The organism is Mycobacterium kyorinense (genome assembly GCF_001672775.1).
Lineage (GTDB): Bacteria > Actinomycetota > Actinomycetes > Mycobacteriales > Mycobacteriaceae > Mycobacterium > Mycobacterium kyorinense_A.
In genome coordinates, this window is record NZ_LZKJ01000049.1 from 50,001 (window position 1) to 73,965 (window position 23,965).

The following is a 23,965-nucleotide window of genomic DNA, read 5'->3' on the forward strand; positions in this document are numbered from 1 at the left end:
TTGGCGGTTCGCCAGTTTTCAGTTGCTCACTTTCGTGCGGCCCCTGGGTGTTGCTACACGTCAGGCTCTGGTTCCGAACATGCTGGCACAGCGTACCGCCCGAAAGGTGTCGGTTGATGCTTGGGGCGATGCTGGATCGCGGGCGGCGGGGCCCAATCTGCTTGCTTCGAGCGAATGCCGTTTTAGCTCGTGGCGGTTAGCTCGAAGTAGGCACAGACGTGTACCTGCTCGTCGGTGGGAGCGGGACGGATGGGATTTTGTAGGGCGACGGCGAGGATGCGGTTGTTGTTGAACATTCGTTGCAAACTGTTGGCGCGTTCCCACACGATGTATGCAAAATCGACGCCCTCTTCGGGTGTCTGGCCGACGGATTCGATCTGAAAGTTTCCGTCGGATAGATAGCCGCTAACGACACTGCGTATCGCATCCCACGCAAATGGGCCTTTGCCTGCTAGGAACCTTTCCGAGGTGGGGCGGTACCCGGGCTCGACGTTGGCGGCGAATTGTCGCAAAGTTGTCTCGGCGTGAGCTCGTTCCTGCGATGTCAAATTATTGATCGGACAAGCCGACCCTTTCATGTGGTAGCGGGCATATGGATATTCAGGAAAATTAGCGAGAGGGGATGGCTTCTGCGCGGAATGATATTGGGTGAAGATGTACGCTCCTGTCGCCGTCACGACGATCACTGCAATGATTGCCCACAATTTCTTTGACCGCCTCATCCGAGTGATCCAATATCCGGCGCTCACGCGTCAGGCCGCAATTTCGCCGATGCTTCGTCGTCCTGCGCACCATAAGAATTGGATGCCGCCGCGATATCGCCACCAAAAGCCCGCAACCGTGCAGCTAACGTTGTGGCAGTTGCCTGGACCCCCGCATGCCCAGCACTCATCGCCGCCGCACTCGGTTGAGACGATGATGCCGACGATGTGCCGTGCCAATACTCATCTCCCCGCTCAGGGTGGCGCATCTACCAGCTATGGCGTGCAGTGCATCGCTGACTCGAAGCGTCTTCACAAAGAGCCACTTTAGTGGCCTGCAGATGATCGGGCCTGCGGGTTTCCGGCCAGGTGGCTCCCGGAAACTTTGCTGCCTTTGTCCCGTCAGGCAGAAGTTTTCAACCTATCCCCTGAGCTACGAGGGCCGTGCGCCTGGCGCTTACCGCCAGCGGTCAGCGCAGTTCCGCAATCACCTTGGCGAAGCCGTCGGCGTGGTTTTCTTGCACGGTGAACGACGTCAGCCCGTAGGTGTCGCGGAATCCGCGCAACTTGTCGGCCATATCGCGTGGTGATCCGCTCAATACGGCGGGCAACGCCAATATCTCTTCGTCCGACAGCGTCGGCGCATACCTGCGGGTCAAGGACAGATCGGGCATGCCCGAGTTGTCGGTGGGCACCGCGGTGATCGCCAGGTTCAACTCGAGTTGCTCGAACCGGTCACCGGCAGCGCCGCGAACGAAGCCGATGCGTTCGGCCAGCGGATCGTCGACCGCGCCCGGGTTGGCTCCGGTCAGTCCGATGATGTCGGCATGCCGGGCCGCCACTGTCAGCAGGCGATCGCCGTTGCCGGCGATCAGGATCGGCACGTTCGGCAAGTGCTTTTTCAGGTACGTCGTGACGTGCGCCAGGTAGTCGACGCGCTGGCCCGCAGCCGGGTACGGCAGCTCGGCGACCTCGAATTCTTCTCGTACATAGCCCGCGCCGAGACCCAGCTCCAGGCGGCCGTCGCTGAGCAGATCGACGGCGCCTGCGTCTCGGGCCAACAAGGCCGGCTTGTAGAAGCCGGCGTTGAGCACATAGGTACCCAGCCGGACCGTCGTGGTGGCCTGAGCGATCGCGGTCAGCGCGGGAAACGGCGCCGGCGCCCCGAGGTGATCGGGCAGATGCAGCACATCGAACCCGTAACCCTCCAGCCGTCGCGCTTTATCGATCAGTGCGGCGCGTGACTTGACCGCGTGGATGCCGATCGAAAAGCGAAAGTCGTTGCCCACCAACTTCTCCGTTCAATTTCCAGGAGCGCGCCGCCGCCACCAGCCCCTGCACCAGAGCCGACGTCACCGGTGACAGCCCGTCCTCGCCCGGCAGCGGGCTGCGTGGGCTGATGCCCCTGACCCGCGGAGGCAATTCCAGCTGCGCGCCTCCGCTGTGCGTGCGGTTGACCGGGTTGTCCGGATGAAGGCCCCGCAACTCGAGCGGGATCTTGTCGAGATCGGTGATCACCTGATAGCCGGGCAGATTGATGTGCTCGGCCACGTGGTCGGCCAGTGCGCGGTTGCGGCCACCGGCCAATAGCTGTGTGCTGCGGCCGATTCGGCCATAGCCGTGCAGCGACACGGTGACGTCGACGTGGTCGAGGAACTCCGCGAGACGCGCCGACTCGTTCGTGTGGAAGCGAGCCGACGACAGGTGGTGCGGATAGTGGTCGGGATGGCGCACCACATATACCGACGCGTCGGCGGCTTCGGCGGCACGTTCGGCGATCACATCGGTCATCTGTTCCAGCCCGCCGCCATGGATGGCGAGGAAGCCAAAACGTGATCGCAGCAGACTGTCCTCTGTCACCGCGCTATCCGAGAGCAGTTCTGAAAGCGATTGCGGTGCAGGTGAATTAGGGATGGTCAGCGGTCGGCGCCAGTGGGCGGGATCCCACCGGCGCAAAAACTCGATCCAGCGTTGCGGCAGCTGGTGGTGGAGCGCACCGTCGATGATGCGCTCGAGGTAGCCCGGCCGCGGCGCGCCCGGGTTGACGCGATGGTCGATGTAGACCCAGGCCGGTGACGGCCCGTTGCCGGTGTGAACGGCCAGCCTGTCACGCCGATAGCGCACCGGCACGCCTTCGGCACTGTCCAGGGTGGCCAGATCATGATCGGAGATCTGCCAGATGACGCCATGCACCGCAGTGTGGGCAAACGGTTCGACGGTGGCCACACCGCGCTGATTGATCAACCAGTCGTGGTTGCGCAGCACCGCCGGGCGTGGGTCTGCGGCATCCGGACACCGCCGCGCCATTTGCTCGACGCACAGGTTCGACCCGTACGCGAAGTAGGCATGACGCCGGTCGGGCACTAGCCCGTGACGGTCAGATAGATCAGCACCACATTAAGCAGACTAATCAGCACGCCGACCACCCAGCCAACAGCGGTGGTGAGGCGGTGGTTGACGTCGACGCCCATCATGGTGCGGTCGCTGGTCAGGCGAACCAGAGGAAGCAGCGCAAACGGGATGCCGAACGACAGCACGACCTGTGACAACACCAGCGTGCGGGTGGGGTCCAGGCCGCACGCCAAGATCACCAACGCGGGCGTCAGCGTGACCAGTCGGCGCGCGAGCATCGGAACCGAGCGATACAGCAAACCCTGCATGATCATCGCGCCGGCGTATGCGCCCACCGATGACGAGGCCAATCCCGATGCCAGCAGCCCGATCGCGAAGAACACTGCGATCGTCGGATTGACGGTGTCGCGGACTGCGGCGTACGCATCCTCGATAGAGCCGGTGTCGCGGCCCTGCATGTTGAGTGCCGCGACGAGCAGCATCGCTGCGTTCACCGCGCCGGCGACAACCATCGCCAGCCCGACGTCCCAGCGGGTCACGCGCAGCAGTCGACGCCGCCGAGGCCCGGGGTCGGGATGGCCGTGGCGGTCCCGGGCCAGCCCGGAATGCAGATAGACAGCGTGCGGCATGACCGTTGCGCCCAACATGGCAGCGGCCAGCAGCACGCTCTCGGTGCCGCGGAACTGCGGCAGCAGGCCGCCGATCACCTCGTCGGGCGGCGGCGTGGCGACAAAGAAACTGGCCGTGAAGCCGATCGCGATGACCACCAGCATCCCGGTAATGACATGTTCGAACAGGCGCTGACCGCGCCGATCTTGGATTCCCAGCAGCAGCAACGACACCACACCGGTGATCAGCCCGCCGAGCAGCAGCGGCAGGCGAAACAGGATGTGCAGCGCGACGGCCCCGCCGATCACCTCGGCGACGTCGGTGGCCATTGCCACCACCTCGGCCTGCACCCAGTAGGCCAGCCGGGCCGGGCGATTCATCTGCGCTCCGACGGCCTCCGGCAGCGAGCGTCCAGTGACCAGGCCCAGCTTGGCGGACAGGTACTGCACCAGCCCTGCCATCACGTTCGCGACGACGATGACCCACAGCAGCAGGAAGCCGAACTGTGCACCGGCGCTGACATTGGCCGCCACGTTGCCCGGGTCGACATAGGCGATGGCAGCAACGAACGCCGGCCCGAGCAGATACCAGCCCGTCTTAGGCGGCGTCTGGGTGTCGTGGCTCAACTAACTGACTCTCATTCCGCTGGCCGAATAAGAAAGTTAGGTTAACCGAAACAATTCTCGGGTGTCATGGCAGGCGGTTCATCGCAAACCCCATGAGTCACGTGCGTCGCTCGGCGGAGTGGATGAGCGCCCTCCTAGGGTGATATCGCATATGACATCGCTTCAGAAAGAGATGTCATGCCAGTTGGCGGGTACTGGTGTGCCTGCTGTGGCTTTTGAGACCCGGTGCGCGGCCCCAGTCGGCGCGGCGGCACAGTCGGTCGTGTAGAGCACGATCTGAGCGACGCGTCATCTCACAGGTCCGGGATCGGGAGGTCGAGGTTGGGGAACGTGATTCCGCCGTCGACTTCGAGTACCTTGCCGGTGAGGTAGGCGCCCGCGGGCGACGCCAAATATACTGCAGCGGCGGCGATCTCGTCTGGGTCGCCGAGGCGGCGCAGCGGCGTCGCTTTTTCCATCGGCGCGCGCAGTTCGTCGTTGGAGGCGACGATGTCCAGCGCCGAGGTGGCGATCGAACCGGGCGCGATCGCGTTGACCCGGATCCGCGGACACAGGTCCAACGCGGCCAGCCGGGTGTAGTGGGCAAGGGCAGCTTTGGCGGTGCCGTAAGCGGCGAAGCCGCGTCCGGCCACCCGTCCCATCGTCGAGGTGATGTTGATGATGCTTCCGCCGCCGGCGTGCTCGAGCATCAGCGGCACTGCAGCGGACGTCAACGCGTGGGCGGTGCCGACGTTGAACGTGAACGCATCTTTGAGGTCTTTGGTGGAGGTGCTCAACAGCGCGTTGGGCATGGTGCCGCCGACATTGTTGACGACGACATCCAACCGCCCGAAGGCCTCGACGGCCTGGCTGGCCAGTTCCGCCGTCACCTCCGGGTGGGCCAGATCCCCGGCGAGGACGTGAGCGCGTCGGCCAGCGGCGCGGACCTTTTCTGCGACGGCCTCTAGTTCAGATTGGGTCCGCGAGGCAATCACGACGTCGGCGCCGACGTCAGCGAACGCGAGGGCGATGGCTGCGCCAAGACCGCGGCCGGCGCCGGTCACCACGGCGACTTTGTCGTCAAGCCGGAATTTGTCGAGTATCACGGCCGTCACCGTAACAGGCAATTAGAACACGTTCTAGCACGTTGCCCGGTCGTGCCGCGGTGAGCTCAGGTAGTCGTCCGCGGCGGAATCTGGGCGTCCGGCTGCGCTGCACCGTCGTCGTCGGCCCGCACGGTCTGGTCCTTCGACCTCGTCTTCGGGTCGATGGAGTCGGCGCGCTCGGACTGCTGACGTAACCGGTCTCTCGAATCCGCTACCTGTTCACGGTGGGCGGCGGCCCGCTGCTCCAACCGAGATGCCTCAGCAGCCTTGGCTTCCGCCTCGGCTTGCGCGGCTCGCGCTCGGGCTGCGGTCTCGTCGGCGAACGCCTCGCGTTTCTCGACGCCCGCCGTCTCGACCTGGACTTGCTCGCGGATATTGCGTGCTTGCACACCGCGTTGCCGCCGGGTCAGCAGAACCGCGACGGCGATCAGCACGATCGCGGCGATTACCGCGACGACTATCCAGATGACAGCACTGGTGGCCATGTCAACTCCTCGGGTTGTTGAACACGTGTGCAGGGTTCCCACCCGGGCCGTGTCCGAATCATGGGGACAGCCGCCGCGCCGAGGCGATCAGGATTTCGAGCCGGCCTTGGCGCGAGTCTTCTTGGCCGGTGACTTTTTGGCTGCAGTCTTTTTGGCGGGCGACTTCTTCGCCGGTGCTTTCTTGGCCGTGCTCTTCTTGGCCGGCGCCTTACCGTCGCCGGAGCGGGCCTTCACACTGGCCTCCAGCTTGGCCAACAGATCGGAGACATCCTCGGTCTCGTCCAGTTCCTTGGGTTGCTCTTCGGTGGTAAACGCCTCGCCGCCTTCGAGTTTGGCTTGGACCAGCTCGTGCAGCTGCTCCTGATAGTCGTCGTGGTAGCGGTCGGGGTTGAAGTCATCGGCCATCGACTCCACCACCTGCCCGGCCATTTTCAGCTCGGCAGGCTTGATGTCGACCTTCTTGTCGAGCACCGGGAAATCGGGGTCGCGAATCTCGTCGGGCCACAACAAGGTGTGGATCACCATTACGTCGCGCTTGCTGAAATCCTTGACCCGCAACGCCGCTAGCCGAGTCTTGTTGCGCAGCGCGAAATGCACGATCGCTACCCGATCGGTCTCGGCCAACGTCTTAGCCAGCAGCACATAGGACTTCGCCGACTTGGAGTCCGGCTCCAAAAAGTAGCTGCGGTCATACATCATCGGATCCAAATCGCTGGCCGGAACGAACTCCAGCACCTCGATCTCGCGGCTGCGCTCTTCGGGCAGCGTCGCGATGTCGTCGTCGGTGATCACCACCATCTGGCCGTCGTCGGATTCATATGCCCGCGCGATGTCGCGGTACTCGACAACCTCGCCGCACACCTCGCACACCCGCTTGTAGCGGATGCGGCCGTTGTCCTTGGCATGCACCTGATGGAACTTGATGTCATGGTCCTCGGTGGCGCTGTAAACCTTGACCGGAACGTTCACCAGGCCGAAGGCGATAGAACCCTTCCAGATGGAACGCATAGCGACAGTATGCCCGTACCGGAAGCGGTCTACGCGTCTATGTAGAGCGCGCCGCGGCGTCGACGGCCACCCGATCCGGCAGGTCAGCGCCCGCCCGGGCGATCGTCAGCGCCGATAACCGCGCCGCCGCCCGCAGCGCGGCGGTCAGCGCGTCCGGTCCGATTCGGCGCAAGTCGTCACGCCGCTCGGCGCCCAGCAGCCCCGTCGACCAGAGCGCATCGATGAGGCCGACCATGAATGCATCGCCGGCGCCGACCGTGTCAACCACCTGCGCCGGTTCGGCCGGAATTCGCACCTCGCCACCCGCGCAGAATCCCACAGCGCCCCGCTCAGCCATTGTCACGGCGACGATCGACGGCCCCGACGCGGCCCAACTCCGAGCAAGCACGTCGGGCGGGCGGTCGGGGTCGAACCAGCGCAGATCCTCCTCGCTGACCTTGACGACGTCACTGCGCTCGACGAGACGCTCGATGCGTTCGCGGGCCAGGTCGCGGTCGACAATCAACGCCGGCCGCACATTGGGATCGAAGGTCACCGTGGCCGAGACGCGATAGGTGTCGACTAACGCCGCGACCGCCAGGCAACCGGGTTCGTGCACCGCGGCGATCGATCCAGTGTGTACGACGAGTGGGGGAGCCACTTCCGGTGTACCGGACAACTCCCACGCCAGGTCGAATACGTAATCGGCCGACCCCTTCTCGTCCACCGTGACTCGCGCAGTCGGTGTCCGCACCGCGGTAGAGCCACCGGGAACCAGTTGCGTCCCAGCCATATTGACATGCTCAGCGATGCGTCGGCCGTATGCGTCGTCACCGATATGAGTGAGCAGATCGACGCCGCGGCCCAGCCGGCCCAGGCCGACCGCGACATTGAGCGGGCTGCCGCCGACGTGCTCACCAGCACCGACGATGTCGATCAAAGACTCGCCGATCACCAGCGCGCGGCTCACCGCAGCAGCTCCTCCAGCGTCGCCCGAGCTCCCTTGCGGTGCAACGAATCCAGCGCCCAGCGGTACGCCTCGACAAAACGTGGCTGGCAGACCAGATCCCCGAACAAGACGGTGTCGATGAACGCGGTGGGATTCTCGTGTTGCGACTGGGCAATCGGCACCAGCGAGTCCGCCAGCTGGTCCACCACGTCGATCGGCTCACCACGCTCGTCGACACCCTCGGCATACCGAGCCCAGCTAGCCACCGTCGCGGCGGCCAGCCGAACCGGCCCACCGTTGGCCAAGTTGTCACAGATGACCGGAAACAGCCATTTCGGGATGCGATCCGACGAGTAGGCGCACAGCCGGTCAACCGTGTCGCTCACGCCCGAGTTGGCGAACCGCTCGATCAGTGTGCGGCTGTAGTCGTGCAGATCGATGCCGGGCACCGGCGGCAGCGTCGGGATGGCCTCGGAATCGAAGTAGCGGCGCAAAAATTCACTGAACAACGGATCGCGTGCCGCGTCGTGGACAAACTTGAAGCCGCACAGATGCGCGAAGTAGCACAGGCTTTGATGGCCCGCGTTGAGCAGTCGCAGCTTCATCATTTCGTAGGGGACGACATCGTCGACCACCAGCACGCCCGCCTCTTCCAACGGCGGCCTGCCGTCACCGAAGCAATCTTCGATGACCCATGCGGCGAACTCCTCGGTCAGTACCGGCCACCGGTCGGCGACACCGAGCTCACGCTGGATCGCCGCGGTCATTTCCGGTGTGGTGTAGGGGGTGATCCGGTCCACCATCGAACTCGGGAACCGGGCATGTTCTGCCACCCACTCGGCCAGCTCTGGATCCCGCCGCTCGGCATTCGCGAGCACGACGCGCCGCGCGACCAGACCATTGCTCTCGATGTTGTCGCACGACAGAATCGTCGGTGCGGCGATCCCGCGGTCACGGCGCCTGGCCAGAGCCTCGGTGATCAAGGCGAACGCGGGGCCTTCGGGATCGCGGTAACCGCCCTCGGTGATGGTCAGCGAAATGATTCGCGTCGACGCTGCGGCCAGCACCTCGAGCGCTGCCTCGGGATCGTCCGGAGCGTAGCGATAGTCGATGATCGAGCCGATCACCTGTGCGTCCCGACGGCCGTCGGGGCTTTCTTGAACCAGCGTGTAGAGCCCGTCCTGGTCACGCAGGACGTCGCGCATGGGCCAGTCGGAGGGCAGCACGCCCACTCCGCAGATGCCCCACTCATGCGCCAGACCTTGTTGCAGCAACCGGTCGATGTAGAAGGCCTGGTGCGCCCGGTGAAAGTGACCGGCCCCGAGATGCGCGATGCCGACGCTGAGGCTGCTGCGGTCATAACTCGGCGTTGCGATCGGCAGCGTTGTCAGCGCTGCATCGTTGAGGTTCGTCACGTTAGGCATGATTGCCCAACTCCTAAGCGGTGAAACTTCCACCTGTCACGGGCGACAACATCAGGACATCGGCGAGAGCCTGCCACGAGTCGGTTATCGCGACCGCGCCGGCATCAATCAATTCCGCACTGCGGCAACGACGTTCGTCCTCTGATACGAACATCAGGTTACCCACGGTGAGGTAGCCGGCCGCGACCGCGGAGGTGACACCGGCTACCGAATCTTCAACGGCCAGTCCCTCGTGCGCCTCGACGTCCATCACCTGGCCGGTATGCAGATACACCGCGGGGTCGGGCTTACTGGTCGGCACCGGAAGGGAGTCTTCCGCGCTGAAGCGCAGCGCCGCCGGGATGAGCGGATCGAGGTCGGTGGCGGCGAAGCAGGCGTCCAGTCGCTTGGTGGCGCTGGAACTGACCGCTGCCAATGCATACCGCGACGCGAGCGCCTGCAACGGAGCCAATACGTGCGGATCTGGCTTGAGGGTGGCGGCTAAGTGTGCGGTGACCTGCTCGCGTTCTTGTCGCACCCATTGCTCGAGTTCGTCAGGGTCGACGGACACCCCAGCCTGCACAGCCAGATCGAGAGCGGTGCTGCGGAAGTTCTTTCCGACGGCCTGTTTGCGCAGCTGCTCTGCGGTGAAAGGTGCCGACACGTCGAACCTGGCCAGGAACCGATTGATCACCTCGACCGAGGCGGCGAATGCTGGTTTCTCCGAAGGGAATAGGTTGTCGTCTGCGTCGCAGAGCAAGGTGGTGATTGGCGTGGGGTCGAAGTCGCGGACAAACTTCACGGGCTGGTTCATTGCAACACCAACTCCCGCGCATTGTCCCGCAACGCCCGGCGCAGCGTGGGAACCACACCATGCTCGTCGATGTCGGTAATCATCTCGCCGAGACGCTCTGCAAAACCAGGAATCCCACGTAATTCGGTGAAGATCTCATGCCGCAGCAGCGGATCAGGGTTAGTCCCTCCGTAGGTCGCCAAGTTCGTCAGCAGTTCTGCCTGCGGATCTTCGATGCGAATCTTGCGGCCCGTGAGGTCGTAGCCGCGCAGATACCGGGCCCACCCGGCGAGCGCCAGCATCAGCAGCGTGTGCGGTCTGCCCTGGGCAATCGCCTCCTGCAATGACGGCAGCAGGAACGACGACATCTTCGTCGATCCCCGGCGCGCCAACCGCGACAGCTGGTCACTCATCTGAGGGTTGCCCAGCCGAGCCAGCAACGTGTCCCGATAGTCCGGTGTGTTCATCCCGGGCACCGCCGGTAGCAGCGGCTGAATCTCGTCGCGCATGAGTTGCTCGACGTAATCGAAGATGACCGGATTCCGCATCGCGGTGTCGGTGCGCTGATAGCCGGCCAGCGTGGCCAAACACCCGATCGCGATATGAGTTCCGTTGAGCAGGCGGGTCTTGACGAGCTTGTGATCGCTGACATCGGTAACGAACTGCGCGCCGACCTCGTCGAGCGGTGGGCGCCCGTAGCTGAAGGTGTCCTCGATGACCCATTGGCAATACGGTTCGGTCAGCACCGGCCACTTGTCGGCGATGCCAAATGTCTGCTCCACGAACTGGCGCTCCGAGTTCGACGTCGCAGGGGTGATGCGGTCCACCATGGTCGACGGGAATGCGACATTCCTGTCGATCCACCGGGCCAGCTCAGGGTCTTTCAACGCCGCGAATGAGACCAGCGCGGTCCGCGCCGCCTGGGTGTTGTCGGGGATGTTGTCGCAGCAGAGCACGGTGAACGGGGCAGTACCGGCGCGACGACGCCGGTCGAGCGCCTCGGCCAGGTATGCCCAGGCAGTCACATAGCAATCCGACGTGGCGACAAGGTCGGCACGCACGTCGGGGTTGGCCGCGTCGAATTCGCCGGTAACTGGATCCAAAAAGTACCCGTTGCCGGTAATTGTCAGGCTGACGATGCGGGTTTGCGGATCGGTCAGAGCCGCACGGACCGCGTCGCCGTCGTTCGGCGCGTAGTGGTAGGCGGCGATCGAGCCGACCACGCGGGCCGTCTGGTGGTCGTGGCCCCGCTGCACGACGGTGTAGAGCCCATCCTGAGCGGACAGCAAGTCCTTCACGTCGCGGGACCGCAGACTGACCCCGGTGACGCCCCATTCGTCGGATATGCCCGAGCGGGCAAGGTCGTCGAAGTACACAGCTTGGTGTGCACGATGAAAATTGCCCGCTCCGATGTGGACGACGCCAGGCTGAAGGGCCGACCTGTCGTAGGTCGGCACGTCGATCCGTGACGAATGCAGGGGCAATGTGGCGTCACTCAGCGGAACCGCAGTCGTGTGGTCCTGGGTGACGACATTCGTAAGACAGTTCGCGTAACCCATAGGTCGCCGAACGTACCCGTCTAGATGAAGATCGTTAAGCGAGCGCGGCACCGTCGCCTCCGACAATGCTGCCCTCAGCAGGCGATTAACTGGCGTGGTGAAATACGCCACACAGCGTAGGTTGGGCGCTATGGCGCCGCGGGTGAAGCTGACCAACCCCGACAAGGTGCTTTATCCCGCCACCGGCACCACCAAAGCCGAAGTGTTCGACTATTACACCGGCATCGCCGAGGTGATGGTGCCGCACATCGCCGGACGCGCCGCTACCCGCAAGCGCTGGCCCAACGGCGTCGACGAGCCGTCATTCTTCGAAAAGCAGCTGGCGTCATCAGCACCCGACTGGCTGCCCCGCGGCAGTGTGGTGCACAAGTCGGGAACGACGACCTATCCGATCATCGACAGCTCGACCGGACTGGCCTGGATCGCACAGCAGGCCGCGCTGGAAGTCCACGTGCCGCAGTGGCGTTTCGTCGCCGAGTGGACACGCAGCGGAGAAGAACTCAAACCCGGCCCTGCAACACGATTGGTGTTCGACCTCGACCCCGGCGAAGGCGTGACCATGGCTCAGCTCGCCGAAGTGGCTCGTGCGGTGCGCGATCTGATCAGCGATATCGGGCTCACGGCGTTCCCGCTCACCAGCGGCAGCAAGGGACTGCATCTCTATGCCCCACTGGACAAGCCGGTCAGCAGCCGCGGGGCGGTGGTAGTAGCCAAACGTATTGCGCAGCAACTCGAGAAGGCGATGCCCAAGCTCGTCACCTCGACGATGACCAAAAGCTTGCGGGCCGGCAAGATATTCCTGGACTGGAGCCAGAACAACGGGTCCAAGACCACGATCGCGCCGTATTCACTGCGCGGCCGCGATCACCCGACCGTCGCGGCGCCGCGTAGCTGGGAAGAACTCGACGACAAGAAACTTCGCCACTTGACCTACGACGAGGTGCTGGCCCGAGTCGAGCGCGACGGTGATCTGCTGGCGCCACTGGACGCCGACGTCACCCCCGACCGGCTCACCAAATACCGCAGCATGCGCGACGCGTCGAAAACGCCGGAGCCGGTACCCAGCGGCAAGCCTGTTGTCGGGCAAGGCAATACCTTCGTGATCCAAGAGCACCACGCCCGTCGGCTGCACTACGACTTTCGGCTGGAGCGCGACGGCGTGCTGGTGTCCTGGGCGGTGCCCAAGAACCTGCCCGATACGCCGTCGGTCAATCATCTGGCGGTGCACACCGAGGACCATCCGCTCGAGTACGCCACCTTCGAGGGGACGATCCCCAAGGGGGAGTACGGCGGCGGCAAGGTCATCATCTGGGACGCGGGCACCTACGAGGCCGAGAAGTTTCGCGATGATGAAGTGATCGTTACGTTGCACGGCAGCCGAATCTCGGGTCGTTACGCACTGATTCAAACCAACGGCGATCAGTGGCTGGCACACCGGATGAAAGACCAGAAGGTCGTCGAACTCGACGGGCTGAGCCCCATGCTCGCCACGGAGGGTTCGGTGGCCAACCTGAAGGCGTCGCAGTGGGCGTTCGAAGGCAAGTGGGACGGCTACCGGCTACTTGTCGACGCCGACCACGGCACCGTTCGGCTGCGATCGCGGCGTGGCCGCGACGTCACCAAAGAATATCCTCAATTGCGGTCACTGGCAGCCGATCTCACAGAGCATCGGATGATCCTCGACGGGGAAGTGGTCGCCCTTGACGACGACGGCGTGCCGAGTTTCTCCGAGATGCAGAACCGGGTCCGCGCCACCCGCGTCCAATATTGGGCATTCGACCTGTTGTATCTGGACGGTCGGTCGCTGCTGCGCGCCAGATACCGCGATCGCCGCCGTTTGCTGGAAACGCTGGCCACCGGCACCGATCTCATGGTTCCGGACTTACTGCCCGGCGACGGCGATCAAGCACTGGAACACTCACGCAAACATCGCTGGGAGGGCGTCGTCGCCAAGAAACGCGATTCCACCTACCAGCCGGGTCGTCGCTCGTCGTCGTGGATCAAGGACAAGCACTGGAATACCCAGGAAGTCGTCATCGGCGGCTGGCGCGCCGGCGAGGGCGGACGCACCAGCGGCATCGGTTCGCTGCTGATGGGCATACCCGCCGACGGTGGTTTGCAGTTCGCCGGGAAGGTCGGCACCGGCTTCACCGAACTTGCCCTGACCAATCTGAAGAAGACGTTGGCACCATTGCGCACCGACGAATCCCCGTTCAACACACGGCTTCCCACTCGCGACGCCAAGGGCGTGACGTTCGTCGAGCCGACGTTGGTCGGGGAGGTCCGCTACAGCGAATGGACATCGGACGGCCGGCTGCGCCAGCCCAGCTGGCGCGGTCTGCGGCCCGACAAGAGTCCGGACGAGGTGGTCCGGGAATGACTACCCGACGCTGCGCAGCGCAGCCTCGACGCTGGGATGGACTGGAAGCAGGTCGTGCAGTTCGGCCACCTCGACCATGCGGCGCACGATCGCTGCCTGGCTCACCACGACCACGGGGGTTCCGCTGCGCCGACGCGCCGCTGCCTGGTCCGCCAGAGTCCGCAGTCCGCCCCAGGAAATGAAATCCAGCCCGCTGAGGTCGGCGATCACCGGCCCCGGTGAACTGACCTGGGCGGCGGCTTGAAGCGTCGCTTGTCGCCAGGCCGGCAACGTGTAGGCGTCTACTTCACCGCTGGCATGGATGATCACGGCAGAACCGTGGTGTGTGAGGTCGACCTGCAGTCGGGCGGCGGTATCCGGTAGTTCTTCGATGACAGTGCCCATGCGGTAACTCCAGAATGCTCTGGTGTGATTTGGCGCTGCCCTGCACTGTCGAAGACAGACTGATCTTGCATTTCTAGCACGAACACGGTGGTCTGTCTAAAGCGACGTATCGGGAGGTGCCGCGTGGACGACCAGGTGTATTCGCTGGCCCACGAGCTGGCTGAGGTCGGCCGGCTCAGCGAGGACGAGAACGTGACCATGGTGCTCGAGCGGCTGGTCCGGCGTGCGGCGCGCACCATCCCGGGCTGTGATCACGTGACGATCACCGTGGGCGCCGAGGAAAAGCTGGAGACGGTTGCCGGTGGCGAGGCCACGTCGCTGTGCCACTCGCTGTCCGAAGCAACGCCGTGGCCTGGACCGATCCTTGACGCGGTGCGCTATCGCGAGCCCCGCCGGGTCGACGAGGCGGACACCGAACAGCGTTGGCCGGGCTTTTCCGACCGGATGCGCGAAGCCGGCTTCCGCAGTTGTCTGGCGCTGCCGATGCCCGTGCGACGCCAGCCGCTGGTGGGGTTCACCTTGTTTTCGCGCCGCGCGCACCAGTTCACCGATCAGGCACTGGACTTGGTGTTGCTGTTCGCGCTGCACGCCGGCACCGCGTTCGACAATGCGTCGCTGTACGACGACGCCCGCCAACTCGTCGATCACCTACACAGTGCCCTGGCGACGCGCGAAGCCATCGGACAGGCCCAGGGCATATTGATGCGGCGGTTCTCCTGCGATAGCGACACGGCGTTCGGACAGTTGCGCCGAATATCGCAGGACCGGAATATCAAACTGCGGGATGTCGCGGCCAACATCGTCGACGCACAAAAGCGCGGACAGCTGGATTCCTTCCTGCCGGATGGGCTCAACAATCGCGCCACCGCGCAGTAGCGAGTCGACATGCGGTGGGTGACCTATCGAAGTGATCACGACGAGCGCACCGGGGTGCTCGCCGACGATGCAATCCATGCGATGCCGCCAGGCGTGACGTTGCTCGAGCTGATCGGGCGCGGCGCTGCCGGATTGCACGAGGCGGGCCAGGAGGTGTTGCGGTCGCCGCATACCGTCGTGCGGTTGACCGAGGTGACGCTCTTGGCGCCGATCCCGCGCCCGCCGTCGATCCGCGATTCGCTGTGCTTTTTAGACCACATGCGCAACTGTCAGGCCGCGATGGGCGGCGGCCGGGTGCTCAAAGACACCTGGTACCGCATCCCGGCGTTCTACTTCGCCTGTCCTTCGACCGTTCTCGGACCGTATGACGATGCCCCGACGGCACCCGGAAGCGCTTGGCAAGACTTCGAATTGGAGATCGCGGCAGTAATCGGAGGCGGCGCCGCTAAAGACTTGTCGGTCGAGGAGGCAGAGCAGGCGATCATCGGCTACACGATCTTCAACGACTGGTCGGCACGCGACCTGCAACAGTTGGAAGGCCAACTGGGCATCGGTCAGGCCAAGGGCAAGGACAGTGGAGTGACGTTGGGCCCTTATCTCGTGACACCCGATGAGTTGGAGCCCTACCGCCGCGACGGCAAACTCAGCCTCGACGTCACCGCAATGGTCAACGACGCGGTGATCGGTTCGGGCTCGACAAGCTCGATGGACTGGAGCTTCGGTGAGGTGATCTCCTACGCTTCGCGGGGCGTAACCCTTTCTCCCGGGGACGTTTTCGGCTCGGGCACCGTTCCGACATGCACCCTCGTCGAGCATCTCGACCCAGCGAACCCGGCATCGTTTCCCGGCTGGCTGCACGACGGCGACGTCGTCACGCTGAAAGTCCAGGGACTGGGCGAAACCCGCCAAACAGTCCGCCACACACCCGCACCGCACCGCCTCCCGCCACGACCCAACCCGCAAGCCACGGCCGGCACCCGGGTCAACCGGGCGTCCGCGAAGGTCCCCTACACCCGAGGCCTGCACGAGGTCGCCCCGCGGGTGTGGGCATGGATGCTGCCGGACGGCGGATACGGCTGGAGCAACGCCGGGTTGGTCGCCGGCAGCGGCGCGTCGCTGCTCGTCGACACGCTCTTCGACCTACCGCTGTCCCGTGAAATGCTGGCCGCGGTCAAGCCGGTCACCGATGAGGCGCCGATCAGCGATGCGCTGATCACCCACTCCAACGGCGACCACACCCACGGCAACCAACTGCTGGATCCCTCGGTGCGGATCATCGCCGCCAAGGGCACCGCCGAGGAAATCGCCCACGGGATGGCCCCCGAAATGTTGGCGATGACCCAGACCGCCGACCTGGGCCCCATCGCAACGCGGTATCTGCGAGACCGCTTCGGGCCCTTCGATTTCAGCGGGATTCGGCTGCGAAATGCCGACCAGACCTTCGACGACGAGCTCACCGTCGAGGTCGGCGGACGGGAAGTGCGGCTGCTGAACCTGGGTCCGGCCCACACCGCGGCCGACTCGGTGGTGCACGTGCCCGACGCCGGCGTGCTGTTCGCCGGTGATCTGCTGTTCATCGGCTGCACGCCGATCGTATGGGCTGGTCCGATCGGCAACTGGGTGGCGGCCTGCGACGCGATGATCGCCCTGGACCCGGCGACGGTGGTCGCAGGCCACGGCCCGGTGACCGACCCGGACGGTATCCGCGCGGTTCGCGGGTATCTCGTTCACGTCAACGAGCAGGCTGAAGCGGCTTGGCGCCAAGGCTTATCGTTCGCCGAGGCGGCGGACACCATCGACCTCGGCGAGTATGCGACCTGGTTGGACGCCGAACGCGTCGTCGTCAACGTCTATCAGCGCTACCGCGAACTCGACCCGGCCACACCGGAATTGGAGCCGATGGCGCTGTTGGTCATGCAAGCGGAATGGTTCGCCAAACACAGCTGACTCAGCACTGCGTCGCGGCGCGGATCCGTTGCTGTCGATGCTCGGCACGCTGTTTGTCGGCGGCCCTGGTCGCCGGGTTGTTCGCCCGAGCTTGGGTCAGCGGTGTGGCGTCCAGCCAGAAGCCGTGCGTTCCCAGGAGCGTTCCGTCCGCGCCGTAGAACGGCGCACCGACCATGATGACGTCATGCGTGTGATGGCGGGTGTCGATGATCCGGTGATGCGAACTGAACGGGTGATGCTTGCGGCGAGCATCGTAGAGCGTGGCCGCCACCCGCTGATAGTCGTCGAGGTGAACGTGCGAGAGCAGTAGCAGAGTGCTCGGCGCGGTGGTACCGGGCTTGTACCCGTGCATCCGCTCGACCTGCGACGACCAGACCCACCGGTCGTCGTCGAAATAGAACCGGAACCAGCCCAGCTGCGCCGACCAATCGCCGGCCAGCGGCTGCGCGATCCGGTGCGGCTGCGTGCCGACACCATGTTCTGAGTGCAGATACGTCGTGTCCATGAGGACCCCCCTTGTCGGCGCGCATGATGAGGCGCGCGCCACAAATACATCGCTTGTGGCTCAGCGATTGGTGGCTGTGTACCCGGTTGCTCGGCGAGTTACCCCTCTTGCCTACGGTTCCGGTATGGCTGCTGTGGAAGTGGAACGCCTCGACGACGACATCGCCTGCGTCACGCTGAACCGGCCGGAACGCCTCAACGCGATCGACGGGGCACTGCTCGACGGTGTCGACGGCGCGCTGGACCAGCTCAGCGCGGGCACGTACCGGGCGGCGATCCTGACCGGCGCCGGACGCGGCTTTTGCGCCGGCGCCGACCTCAGCGGCACGGGTGAGCCCTGGACAGCGCCGGCAGCGGCCGACTTCAAGACCAACTACGACGGCCAGGTCCGGCTGGCCGACCAACTGACCCGGCTCTACGAGTTGCCCATCCCGGTGATCGCCGCGGTCAACGGCGTCGCCGTGGGCGGTGGACTGGCGTACGCGCTGCATTGCGACATCCGGATCGCGTCCGAGGCGGCCCGGTTCGGGTCGGTATTCATCAAAGCCGGATTCTCGTCGATGGACATGGGCACCAGTTATCTGCTGCCCAAGATCGTCGGAGCGGGTGTGGCGCGAGAATTGATGTTGACCGGCCGAATCATCGACGCGGCCGAGGCCTATCGGATCACCCTGGTCCATCAAGTGGTAGCACCGAACGAGTTGACCGATGCAGCGCTGGAGATGGCGCGCGCGATCGCCGCGAACAATGCCTACGGGGTGTGGCAGACCAAAATCGGGCTCAACGCCGCGCTGGATGCGCCCAGTCTGCGACACGCCAAAGAGATCGAGAACCGCACCCAGATCATCAGTGGCTTCACCAACAATCCGGTCGAGGCGGCCAGGGCGCACCGCGAGAAGCGGACCGCGACTTGGGATCCGCTGTAGCGCGAGGTTGACGTGCCTAGACTTTCGCGATCACTTTCTCGGCGAACTTCTCCAGGTTACGGATCTTGGTATCCAGCGGCTCGGTGTCGGGTCCCTTGATGTAGGGGACGCGGAAGCCGACGATGACGTCGGTAACGCCCTTGTCCTCCAACCGCTTGATCCCGTCGAGCGTGAACGCGTCGGCCGAGATCACATGGATCTCAAACGGGCCGTCGTTGCCTTCTTCTTCGCGAAATCTTTTGAGCCGCAACAGCAACTCGTCGAGTTCGGCGGGGTCGCCGCCGCCGTGCATCCAGCCGTCAGCGCGCGCCGCCCGTCGTAGCGCGGCATCGGCGTGCCCGCCGATCAGGATCGGGATCGGCTTGGTGGGTGCCGGGGTCATCTTGGTCTTGGGGATGTCGTAGAACTCGCCGTGGAACTCGAAGTAGTCGCCGGTGGTGAGCCCGCGCACGATCTCGATGCATTCGTCAATGCGCTTGCCGCGCTTGGCGAACGGGACACCCATCAGCTCGTAATCGTCGGGCCAGGGGCTGGTGCCCACGCCCAGACCCACCCGGTTGCCGATCAACGCCGCCAGCGAACCGGCCTGCTTGGCCACCAGGGCCGGCGGCCGGATCGGCAGCTTGAGCACGAAGAAGTTGAACCTCAGCGTCGTCGTCACCGCACCCAGCGCAGCAGTCAGCACGAACGTCTCGATGAACGCCTTGCCGTCCAGGAATTCGCGGTTGCCGTCGGGCGTATACGGATACTTCGCCTCGGACTCGAACGGGTAGGCGATGCTGTCGGGAATCGTCATGCTGGCGTACCCGGCTGCCTCGGCCGCCTTTGCTAGCGGAATGTAAAACGTCGGATCGGTCATCGCCTCGGCATAGCTGAACCGCACACTGCCTCCAGTCCTGGGAATCGCAAAGCGTCAACGGAATACTAGGTTGCCTCGTTTGCCGGACGGCGGAAGAATAACGGGATCGCGATCGAAGCAGCCGATCGGAGCCAACCGAATGATGGGTAGCCACCGGGGTGAGCAGATCCGCGAAGTCGCGGACCTGATTCAGGCGTTGCAACAGCAGGAGACCGATGCCGACATGGTCCTCGGAGAACTCACCGAAAGTGCCGTCAAGTCCGTGCCAGGTGCGCAGTACGCCGGCATCACGATCGCAACCCGCAACGGCAAAGTGCGAACGGCGTCGGCGACGGGCCGGTATCCAGTGTTGCTCGACGAGATTCAGGGACGCCACGAGCAGGGGCCGTGCCTGTCGGCGGCGTGGGAACAGCACATGATCCGGATCAAAGACATGACGCTGGAGCACCGTTGGCCGGCGTATTGCCGCGACGCCATCGCAGAGACGCCGATCCGGTCGATCATGTCGTTTCAATTGTTCGCCGACCATCAGACGATGGGAGCGTTGAACTTCTACGCCGAGCGGCCGAACGTGTTCGACTACGAGGCGACCGAGCTCGGGTTGATCGTCGCCACCCACACCGCGCTGGCATGGAATCTGGTGCGCCGCGACGAGCAGTTCCGCAGCGCGCTGGCATCGCGCGACATCATCGGCCAGGCCAAGGGCATGATCATGGAGCGGTTCAAGATCGATGCGGTGCAGGCATTCGAACTGCTCAAGCGGCTGTCGCAGAGTTCGAACACGCCGCTGGTCGTGGTAGCCCGCCAACTGGTCGAGTCAGAACATCCCAGTCGATGACCGCGACCGAGCCGGAGCCGCCAAACCTGGATCGCGCGGCGGCACGGGCCGAGGCGGCGCGGCGACGGGCCAGCGAGTTGCAAAAGCGCAGAAGCGAACTCGCTTCTGGCCTGGGCGCTGACGCCGACACAGCAGAACAGGCGCGGCTGCACGCCCAAGAATCACTAGCGCGAGCCAAACGGGCGCATCACGCCGCGGCCGAGCGGCACCGCGAGGCCGGTGCGGCGCACCGGCGTGCCGCTGCCGCGCACGAGCAGGCCGCCATGCTCGCCGGAGACGGTAACGGCGAGGCGCATCAGGACGCGGCCGAGGCACACCGCGCCGCCGCCGCGGCCCACGACGACGCCGCCGCCGAGCAGCAAAAATCGGAGTAGCTCGCCTACGAGCTGAGCCGAGCCCACGGCGGCAGCGGCACCGTCAGCAATTCCGCCGCTCCTGGCGCAGTAGTGAGGGCCAGCAGCGCGGGTGCCAGCCGCTCCGGCGGTAGCACGAAGTCCGCGCAACCGGTCGCAATCGCATTGGCGGGCATGCTCGAGGCGCGAGCCGTTGCCGGATCCTGCACCAGCACCCGCCCGCCGCCCCGCTTGACTGCACGACATCCATCCGCCCCATCGCCGAGCGCACCGGTCAAGATGACGGCAACAGTCGGAGTAAGTTGCGCCGAACTGTTCAGCAGCGCGTTGCCGGGACCGACGTCACCGGCGTTGTCGTCGAGTACCCATCGGCCCGCGTCGTCGATGGTCGCCATGGTCTCCGCTGGTATCACGGTGACGCCGGGTTGGTCCGCCGCGCAACCGGCTTCGGCGGCCCGGACGGGCAGGCCCGTACGGCGGGCCAAAATTGGCGCTAGCAGGTCGTAGGCCTGTGTGCGGCGACGATGCTGCACCACCGCGATCGGGACGGGATAGGCCCCTGGAAGCCCTGCCAAGAGGGTCGTGATGGCTGGTATCCCGCCGAGTGATGCAACGATGACGACCCGCCCGAAGTTCGGTGTCGTAACGGAACCGCCGGCCGGGATCATCTCCATCAGCGTAGTCGTTATGTCGGGTTCCCGACATAACCGCAGACACATTGGGTACCCGACGGCAATGACCGAGGAAGAGGTTCGGCGCAACGCGATCCTGGCCCAGCTACCTGAAAACGAATTCGCCCAGTTGCAGGGTCACCTACGTCTGGAGCAGAGCGAAGTCAAACATTCGGCATACGAGCCGGGAAAGCCGATCGCCGACATCTATTTCCCACTGACCTCGGTGTACTCGCTGGTGGCCATGGCCGACGGGCAGATCCAGCTCGAGGTCGCCACCGTCGGTCACGAAGGGATGGTGGGGCTTCCGGTATATCTCGGTGCCACCAGTAGCCCACAGGCTGCCTTTTGCCAGGTTCCGGGGGATACAGCTGTGATGAGCGTGGGTGACTTCCGGCAGGCCCTCAACCGTGACGGGGCGTTACACGCACTGCTGAACCGCTTCACTCAGGCGACAATGGTGCAGGTCTCCCAGAATGTCGTCTGCAACCGCAGTCATGCCACCGAAGCCCGGATGGCGCGCTGGTTGCTCACCACCCAGGACCGGGTCGGCCGCGACGAATTTCCGCTCACCCAGGAATTTCTCGCCCAGATGCTGGGCGTGCACCGGCCAACTGTCTCCGAGACCGCGCAACGAATCCAGGCGCAGGAGCTCATTCGCTACCGACGTGGCGTCATCACGATCGCCGATCGCGACGGGTTGGTGCAGCGGGCATGTGAGTGCTACGGCATCGTCAAGGCTGAATTCGACGACTTGCGTAACCACCGCCGAAACTCGTGAACTTTCGTGTCAGGATTGCGCATCCATCAACAGCAGGGCACCGTTGACGCCGCCCTCGGGGGCTTGAAAGCCGGTGCAGGTCACCCGAACCTGAGTAGGCCGGCCGCGCCGATTGACCGCCTCGACGATCGACTCGCCCGGGTTGTCCGGGTCCACGAACGCATTGCCGATCAGCGGCCGCACATTGTCCATCGGCAGTCCGATGTCCAGAGCGGTCAACACTTCGCCGGTGGTCTCGTCGGCGCGTAAACCCCACAGCTCCTCGCAGCGATGGTTCCACACCACCACCCGCATCTCGCGATCGACCACCACCATGCCGAGATGAACCGAATTGACCAGGGAATCAAGGAAAGTACGGGCATCGTCGAGTTCGACGCTGCGCTCGCGCAAAGCATCGTTGATGGTGTGCAGCTCGTCGTTGGTGGACTGCAACTCCTCGTTCATCGTCTCGAGTTCTTCGTTGGTGGACTGCAGCTCTTCGTTGGTGGTCTCCAACTCCTCGACCGTTGACTGCAGTTCGTCGTTTGTGGTCTCGAGTTCTTCGTTGGTGGATTGCAGTTCTTCATAAGCGGCTTCGAGTTGGCGGTTGGTCTGAACCACCTTGTCCAGCAACGCTCGTGTCGCCGTGACGTCGAAGAACACGATCGACACGCCCAGCAGCCCGTTTTCAGCGTCGACGAGCGGGTTGACATGGATTTCGAACCATACGGCTTCCATGCCCGGCCGCTGCCATTTGACGTCGGGAATCCGCGCCGATCGCCGCTCGACCTTGGCCTGCTCCAAGAACGCGCGCAGCTCCACCGGCCGATACGAGACCTCCAGGTCGCGCAGCAGCCGGCCGATGTCGCGGGCCGACAGCCCGAACATGGTCTCGGCCTGCTGGTTGATCATCGCCACGGTGTCCTCGCCGGTCACCACCAGCTGCGCAACGGGATTAGCGCGGAAAGCCAAGTCGCGCACAGTGCCCAGGCCGGGCAGTTCTCCGCGGCGGTCATACATCGCCGCCGCTGGATCGTAACGGTCCAAGCCGGTGTGCGATCCCGGCGTCTTTTTGAAGATACGGTGTTTGAGGCTCAGCGGGGTGAACCGATCGGTATGACTCAACAACATCTCAGCGTGGCCGAGGAACAACGTGCCTTGCGCAGCCAGCGCGAAGTGCAAGCGTCCCAAGACATTCCGCTGAGTTTCTGCGTTCATGTACATCAGCGTGTTCCGGCACGCCAGCAGGTCCACCCGGGAGATGGGGGCGTCCTTGACCACGTCGTTGCGGCCGAAGATCACCGCGCGGCGTAGATCTTTGTGAAAGATGTAGCGGCCGTTGAGTTGTTCGAAGTACTTCTCCAGAAGGTCTGTGGGAACCGACTCGATGGCTTTGGCGTCGTAGCTGGCGGCTCGCGCCTCGGTCAGCGCATGCTCGTCGACGTCGGTCGCATAAATTTTCACCCGCTGCCGAAAGCTATCGGATCCGAGTGCCTCGGCCAGCAGCATGGCCAGCGTGTAGGCCTCTTGACCGGAGGCGCAGCCGGCACTCCAGATCCGGATCGGGTCGTCCGGGCCGCGCTCGGCAAGCATTTTCGGGATGACATCGGCGGCGATGTATTCCCAGGCGTCCGGGTCCCGGAAGAACGCCGTGACGTTGATCAGGATCGTGTTGAACAGCGCCGAGAACTCGTCGGAGCTGGCCTGCAGCACATCGAGATATTCCTCGAAGGTGTCATGGCCGGACTGGGCCATCCGGTGACGCACCCGCCGCATCAGCGTGGTGCGCTTATATCCGGTGAAGTCGAACCCCCGTGAATCCCGCATGTAGCGCAGCAGGGCCTCGAACGATTCGTCGGTCTTCGTGTCCATCTCGTCCCGTCTGGCGATAAAACGTGGCGAATTTGAACATTACTCG

Annotated in this window: 22 protein-coding genes and 1 pseudogene; 7 read left to right on the top strand and 16 right to left on the bottom strand. The window is 64.4% G+C overall.

The genetic code is table 11. The features are described from left to right. Nucleotides 1-182 precede the first annotated feature (182 nt). The 11 genes and pseudogenes from A5707_RS04455 to A5707_RS04505 all read right to left on the bottom strand — a co-directional run bounded on the left by A5707_RS04455 (nt 183) and on the right by A5707_RS04505 (nt 11,549). Nucleotides 183-686, bottom strand: a complete 504-nt coding sequence (locus A5707_RS04455) for a hypothetical protein (RefSeq protein ID WP_156657555.1) — start codon at nt 684-686, stop codon at nt 183-185. Nucleotides 687-1,171: 485 nt separating this feature from the next. Beyond that, nucleotides 1,172-1,990, bottom strand: a complete 819-nt coding sequence (locus A5707_RS04460) for an LLM class F420-dependent oxidoreductase (RefSeq protein WP_156657557.1) — start codon at nt 1,988-1,990, stop codon at nt 1,172-1,174. 19 nt (nt 1,991-2,009) lie between these two features. After that, nucleotides 2,010-3,065, bottom strand: a pseudogene (locus tag A5707_RS04465) (poly-gamma-glutamate hydrolase family protein); the annotation flags it as partial. Continuing rightward, on the bottom strand, nt 3,065-4,288 hold the full coding sequence (locus A5707_RS04470; protein WP_065013311.1) for an Nramp family divalent metal transporter: 1,224 nt from the start codon (nt 4,286-4,288) through the stop codon (nt 3,065-3,067). The gene A5707_RS04470 and the pseudogene A5707_RS04465, both read right to left, overlap by 1 nt. 293 nt (nt 4,289-4,581) lie before the next feature. Further along, nucleotides 4,582-5,373, bottom strand: coding sequence for an SDR family oxidoreductase (locus tag A5707_RS04475; RefSeq protein ID WP_065013371.1), 792 nt, complete (start codon nt 5,371-5,373; stop codon nt 4,582-4,584). 65 nt (nt 5,374-5,438) lie between these two features. After that, nucleotides 5,439-5,858, bottom strand: a complete 420-nt coding sequence (locus A5707_RS04480) for a hypothetical protein (protein WP_065013312.1) — start codon at nt 5,856-5,858, stop codon at nt 5,439-5,441. Nucleotides 5,859-5,945: 87 nt separating this feature from the next. After that, on the bottom strand, nt 5,946-6,866 hold the full coding sequence (locus tag A5707_RS04485; protein WP_065013313.1) for a Ku protein: 921 nt from the start codon (nt 6,864-6,866) through the stop codon (nt 5,946-5,948). 37 nt (nt 6,867-6,903) lie between these two features. Then, on the bottom strand, nt 6,904-7,815 hold the full coding sequence (locus A5707_RS04490) for a carbohydrate kinase family protein (RefSeq protein ID WP_065013314.1): 912 nt from the start codon (nt 7,813-7,815) through the stop codon (nt 6,904-6,906). Then, entirely contained in the window at nt 7,812-9,218 is a 1,407-nt protein-coding gene (locus A5707_RS04495) for a mannitol dehydrogenase family protein (protein ID WP_065013315.1), read from the bottom strand. The genes A5707_RS04490 and A5707_RS04495 overlap by 4 nt, the downstream gene beginning before the upstream one ends. A 13-nt stretch (nt 9,219-9,231) precedes the next feature. Continuing rightward, nucleotides 9,232-10,011: an HAD family hydrolase gene (locus tag A5707_RS04500; RefSeq protein ID WP_065013316.1), complete on the bottom strand. Its 780-nt coding sequence runs from the start codon at nt 10,009-10,011 to the stop codon at nt 9,232-9,234. Then, complete coding sequence (locus A5707_RS04505) at nt 10,008-11,549, bottom strand: mannitol dehydrogenase family protein (RefSeq protein ID WP_065013317.1); 1,542 nt, start codon at nt 11,547-11,549, stop codon at nt 10,008-10,010. The genes A5707_RS04500 and A5707_RS04505 overlap by 4 nt, the downstream gene beginning before the upstream one ends. Before the next feature lie 121 nt (nt 11,550-11,670). On the opposite strand from A5707_RS04505, the gene A5707_RS04510 reads away from it, so the two are divergent. After that, entirely contained in the window at nt 11,671-13,929 is a 2,259-nt protein-coding gene (locus A5707_RS04510; RefSeq protein ID WP_269455135.1) for an ATP-dependent DNA ligase, read from the top strand. Here the strand turns inward: A5707_RS04510 and A5707_RS04515 are convergent, their stop codons facing one another. After that, nucleotides 13,930-14,313: an anti-sigma factor antagonist gene (locus A5707_RS04515; RefSeq protein WP_065013319.1), complete on the bottom strand. Its 384-nt coding sequence runs from the start codon at nt 14,311-14,313 to the stop codon at nt 13,930-13,932. Nucleotides 14,314-14,436: 123 nt separating this feature from the next. Between A5707_RS04515 and A5707_RS04520 the strand changes: the two genes are divergently transcribed. Then, complete coding sequence (locus A5707_RS04520) at nt 14,437-15,189, top strand: GAF and ANTAR domain-containing protein (RefSeq protein ID WP_082969244.1); 753 nt, start codon at nt 14,437-14,439, stop codon at nt 15,187-15,189. Nucleotides 15,190-15,198: 9 nt separating this feature from the next. Then, entirely contained in the window at nt 15,199-17,136 is a 1,938-nt protein-coding gene (locus A5707_RS04525; RefSeq protein WP_065013320.1) for a fumarylacetoacetate hydrolase family protein, read from the top strand. 1 nt (nt 17,137) lies between these two features. Here the strand turns inward: A5707_RS04525 and A5707_RS04530 are convergent, their stop codons facing one another. Continuing rightward, nucleotides 17,138-17,641, bottom strand: a complete 504-nt coding sequence (locus A5707_RS04530) for a PAS domain-containing protein (RefSeq protein ID WP_065013321.1) — start codon at nt 17,639-17,641, stop codon at nt 17,138-17,140. A 124-nt stretch (nt 17,642-17,765) separates the two neighbouring features. Between A5707_RS04530 and A5707_RS04535 the strand changes: the two genes are divergently transcribed. Continuing rightward, nucleotides 17,766-18,566 carry an enoyl-CoA hydratase/isomerase family protein gene (locus A5707_RS04535; RefSeq protein WP_065013322.1) on the top strand — a complete coding sequence of 267 codons (801 nt, stop codon included), beginning with the start codon at nt 17,766-17,768 and terminating at the stop codon, nt 18,564-18,566. 16 nt (nt 18,567-18,582) lie between these two features. Here A5707_RS04535 and A5707_RS04540 read toward each other — a convergent pair whose 3' ends face one another. Next, nucleotides 18,583-19,449, bottom strand: a complete 867-nt coding sequence (locus tag A5707_RS04540) for an LLM class flavin-dependent oxidoreductase (RefSeq protein ID WP_065013323.1) — start codon at nt 19,447-19,449, stop codon at nt 18,583-18,585. Between the two features lie 115 nt (nt 19,450-19,564). On the opposite strand from A5707_RS04540, the gene A5707_RS04545 reads away from it, so the two are divergent. Together A5707_RS04545 and A5707_RS04550 are read left to right on the top strand one after the other, a co-directional pair. Continuing rightward, on the top strand, nt 19,565-20,263 hold the full coding sequence (locus A5707_RS04545) for a GAF and ANTAR domain-containing protein (RefSeq protein ID WP_419866387.1): 699 nt from the start codon (nt 19,565-19,567) through the stop codon (nt 20,261-20,263). Next, the gene (locus A5707_RS04550; protein WP_082969245.1) at nt 20,260-20,637 is read left to right on the top strand and encodes a hypothetical protein; all 378 of its coding nucleotides are present in this window, start codon (nt 20,260-20,262) and stop codon (nt 20,635-20,637) included. The genes A5707_RS04545 and A5707_RS04550 overlap by 4 nt, the downstream gene beginning before the upstream one ends. Before the next feature lie 5 nt (nt 20,638-20,642). Here the strand turns inward: A5707_RS04550 and A5707_RS04555 are convergent, their stop codons facing one another. Next, nucleotides 20,643-21,284 (bottom strand): chemotaxis protein CheB, encoded by a 642-nt coding sequence (locus A5707_RS04555; protein WP_065013375.1) that lies wholly within the window; start codon nt 21,282-21,284, stop codon nt 20,643-20,645. A gap of 67 nt (nt 21,285-21,351) precedes the next feature. On the opposite strand from A5707_RS04555, the gene A5707_RS04560 reads away from it, so the two are divergent. Beyond that, a complete protein-coding gene (locus tag A5707_RS04560) occupies nt 21,352-22,068 on the top strand; it encodes a Crp/Fnr family transcriptional regulator (protein ID WP_065013324.1) in 717 nt (238 codons plus the stop codon). A gap of 9 nt (nt 22,069-22,077) precedes the next feature. On the opposite strand, the gene A5707_RS04565 is transcribed toward A5707_RS04560, so the two are convergent. Then, the gene (locus A5707_RS04565) at nt 22,078-23,919 is read right to left on the bottom strand and encodes a CheR family methyltransferase (RefSeq protein ID WP_065013325.1); all 1,842 of its coding nucleotides are present in this window, start codon (nt 23,917-23,919) and stop codon (nt 22,078-22,080) included. Between the last annotated feature and the right edge of the window lie 46 nt (nt 23,920-23,965).

Excerpts from the sequence above, each read along its gene's own strand:
- A5707_RS04495 (WP_065013315.1), bottom strand. The coding sequence starts at position 9,218 with ATGCCTAACGTGACGAACCTCAACGATGCAGCGCTGACAACGCTGCCG.
- A5707_RS04525 (WP_065013320.1), top strand. The coding sequence starts at position 15,199 with ATGCGGTGGGTGACCTATCGAAGTGATCACGACGAGCGCACCGGGGTG.
- A5707_RS04555 (WP_065013375.1), bottom strand. The coding sequence starts at position 21,284 with ATGATCCCGGCCGGCGGTTCCGTTACGACACCGAACTTCGGGCGGGTC.
- A5707_RS04500 (WP_065013316.1), bottom strand. The coding sequence starts at position 10,011 with ATGAACCAGCCCGTGAAGTTTGTCCGCGACTTCGACCCCACGCCAATC.
- A5707_RS04485 (WP_065013313.1), bottom strand. The coding sequence starts at position 6,866 with ATGCGTTCCATCTGGAAGGGTTCTATCGCCTTCGGCCTGGTGAACGTT.
- A5707_RS04515 (WP_065013319.1), bottom strand. The coding sequence starts at position 14,313 with ATGGGCACTGTCATCGAAGAACTACCGGATACCGCCGCCCGACTGCAG.
- A5707_RS04505 (WP_065013317.1), bottom strand. The coding sequence starts at position 11,549 with ATGGGTTACGCGAACTGTCTTACGAATGTCGTCACCCAGGACCACACG.
- A5707_RS04530 (WP_065013321.1), bottom strand. The coding sequence starts at position 17,641 with ATGGACACGACGTATCTGCACTCAGAACATGGTGTCGGCACGCAGCCG.
- A5707_RS04565 (WP_065013325.1), bottom strand. The coding sequence starts at position 23,919 with ATGGACACGAAGACCGACGAATCGTTCGAGGCCCTGCTGCGCTACATG.
- A5707_RS04550 (WP_082969245.1), top strand. The coding sequence starts at position 20,260 with ATGACCGCGACCGAGCCGGAGCCGCCAAACCTGGATCGCGCGGCGGCA.
- A5707_RS04545 (WP_419866387.1), top strand. The coding sequence starts at position 19,565 with ATGATGGGTAGCCACCGGGGTGAGCAGATCCGCGAAGTCGCGGACCTG.
- A5707_RS04560 (WP_065013324.1), top strand. The coding sequence starts at position 21,352 with ATGACCGAGGAAGAGGTTCGGCGCAACGCGATCCTGGCCCAGCTACCT.
- A5707_RS04480 (WP_065013312.1), bottom strand. The coding sequence starts at position 5,858 with ATGGCCACCAGTGCTGTCATCTGGATAGTCGTCGCGGTAATCGCCGCG.
- A5707_RS04535 (WP_065013322.1), top strand. The coding sequence starts at position 17,766 with ATGGCTGCTGTGGAAGTGGAACGCCTCGACGACGACATCGCCTGCGTC.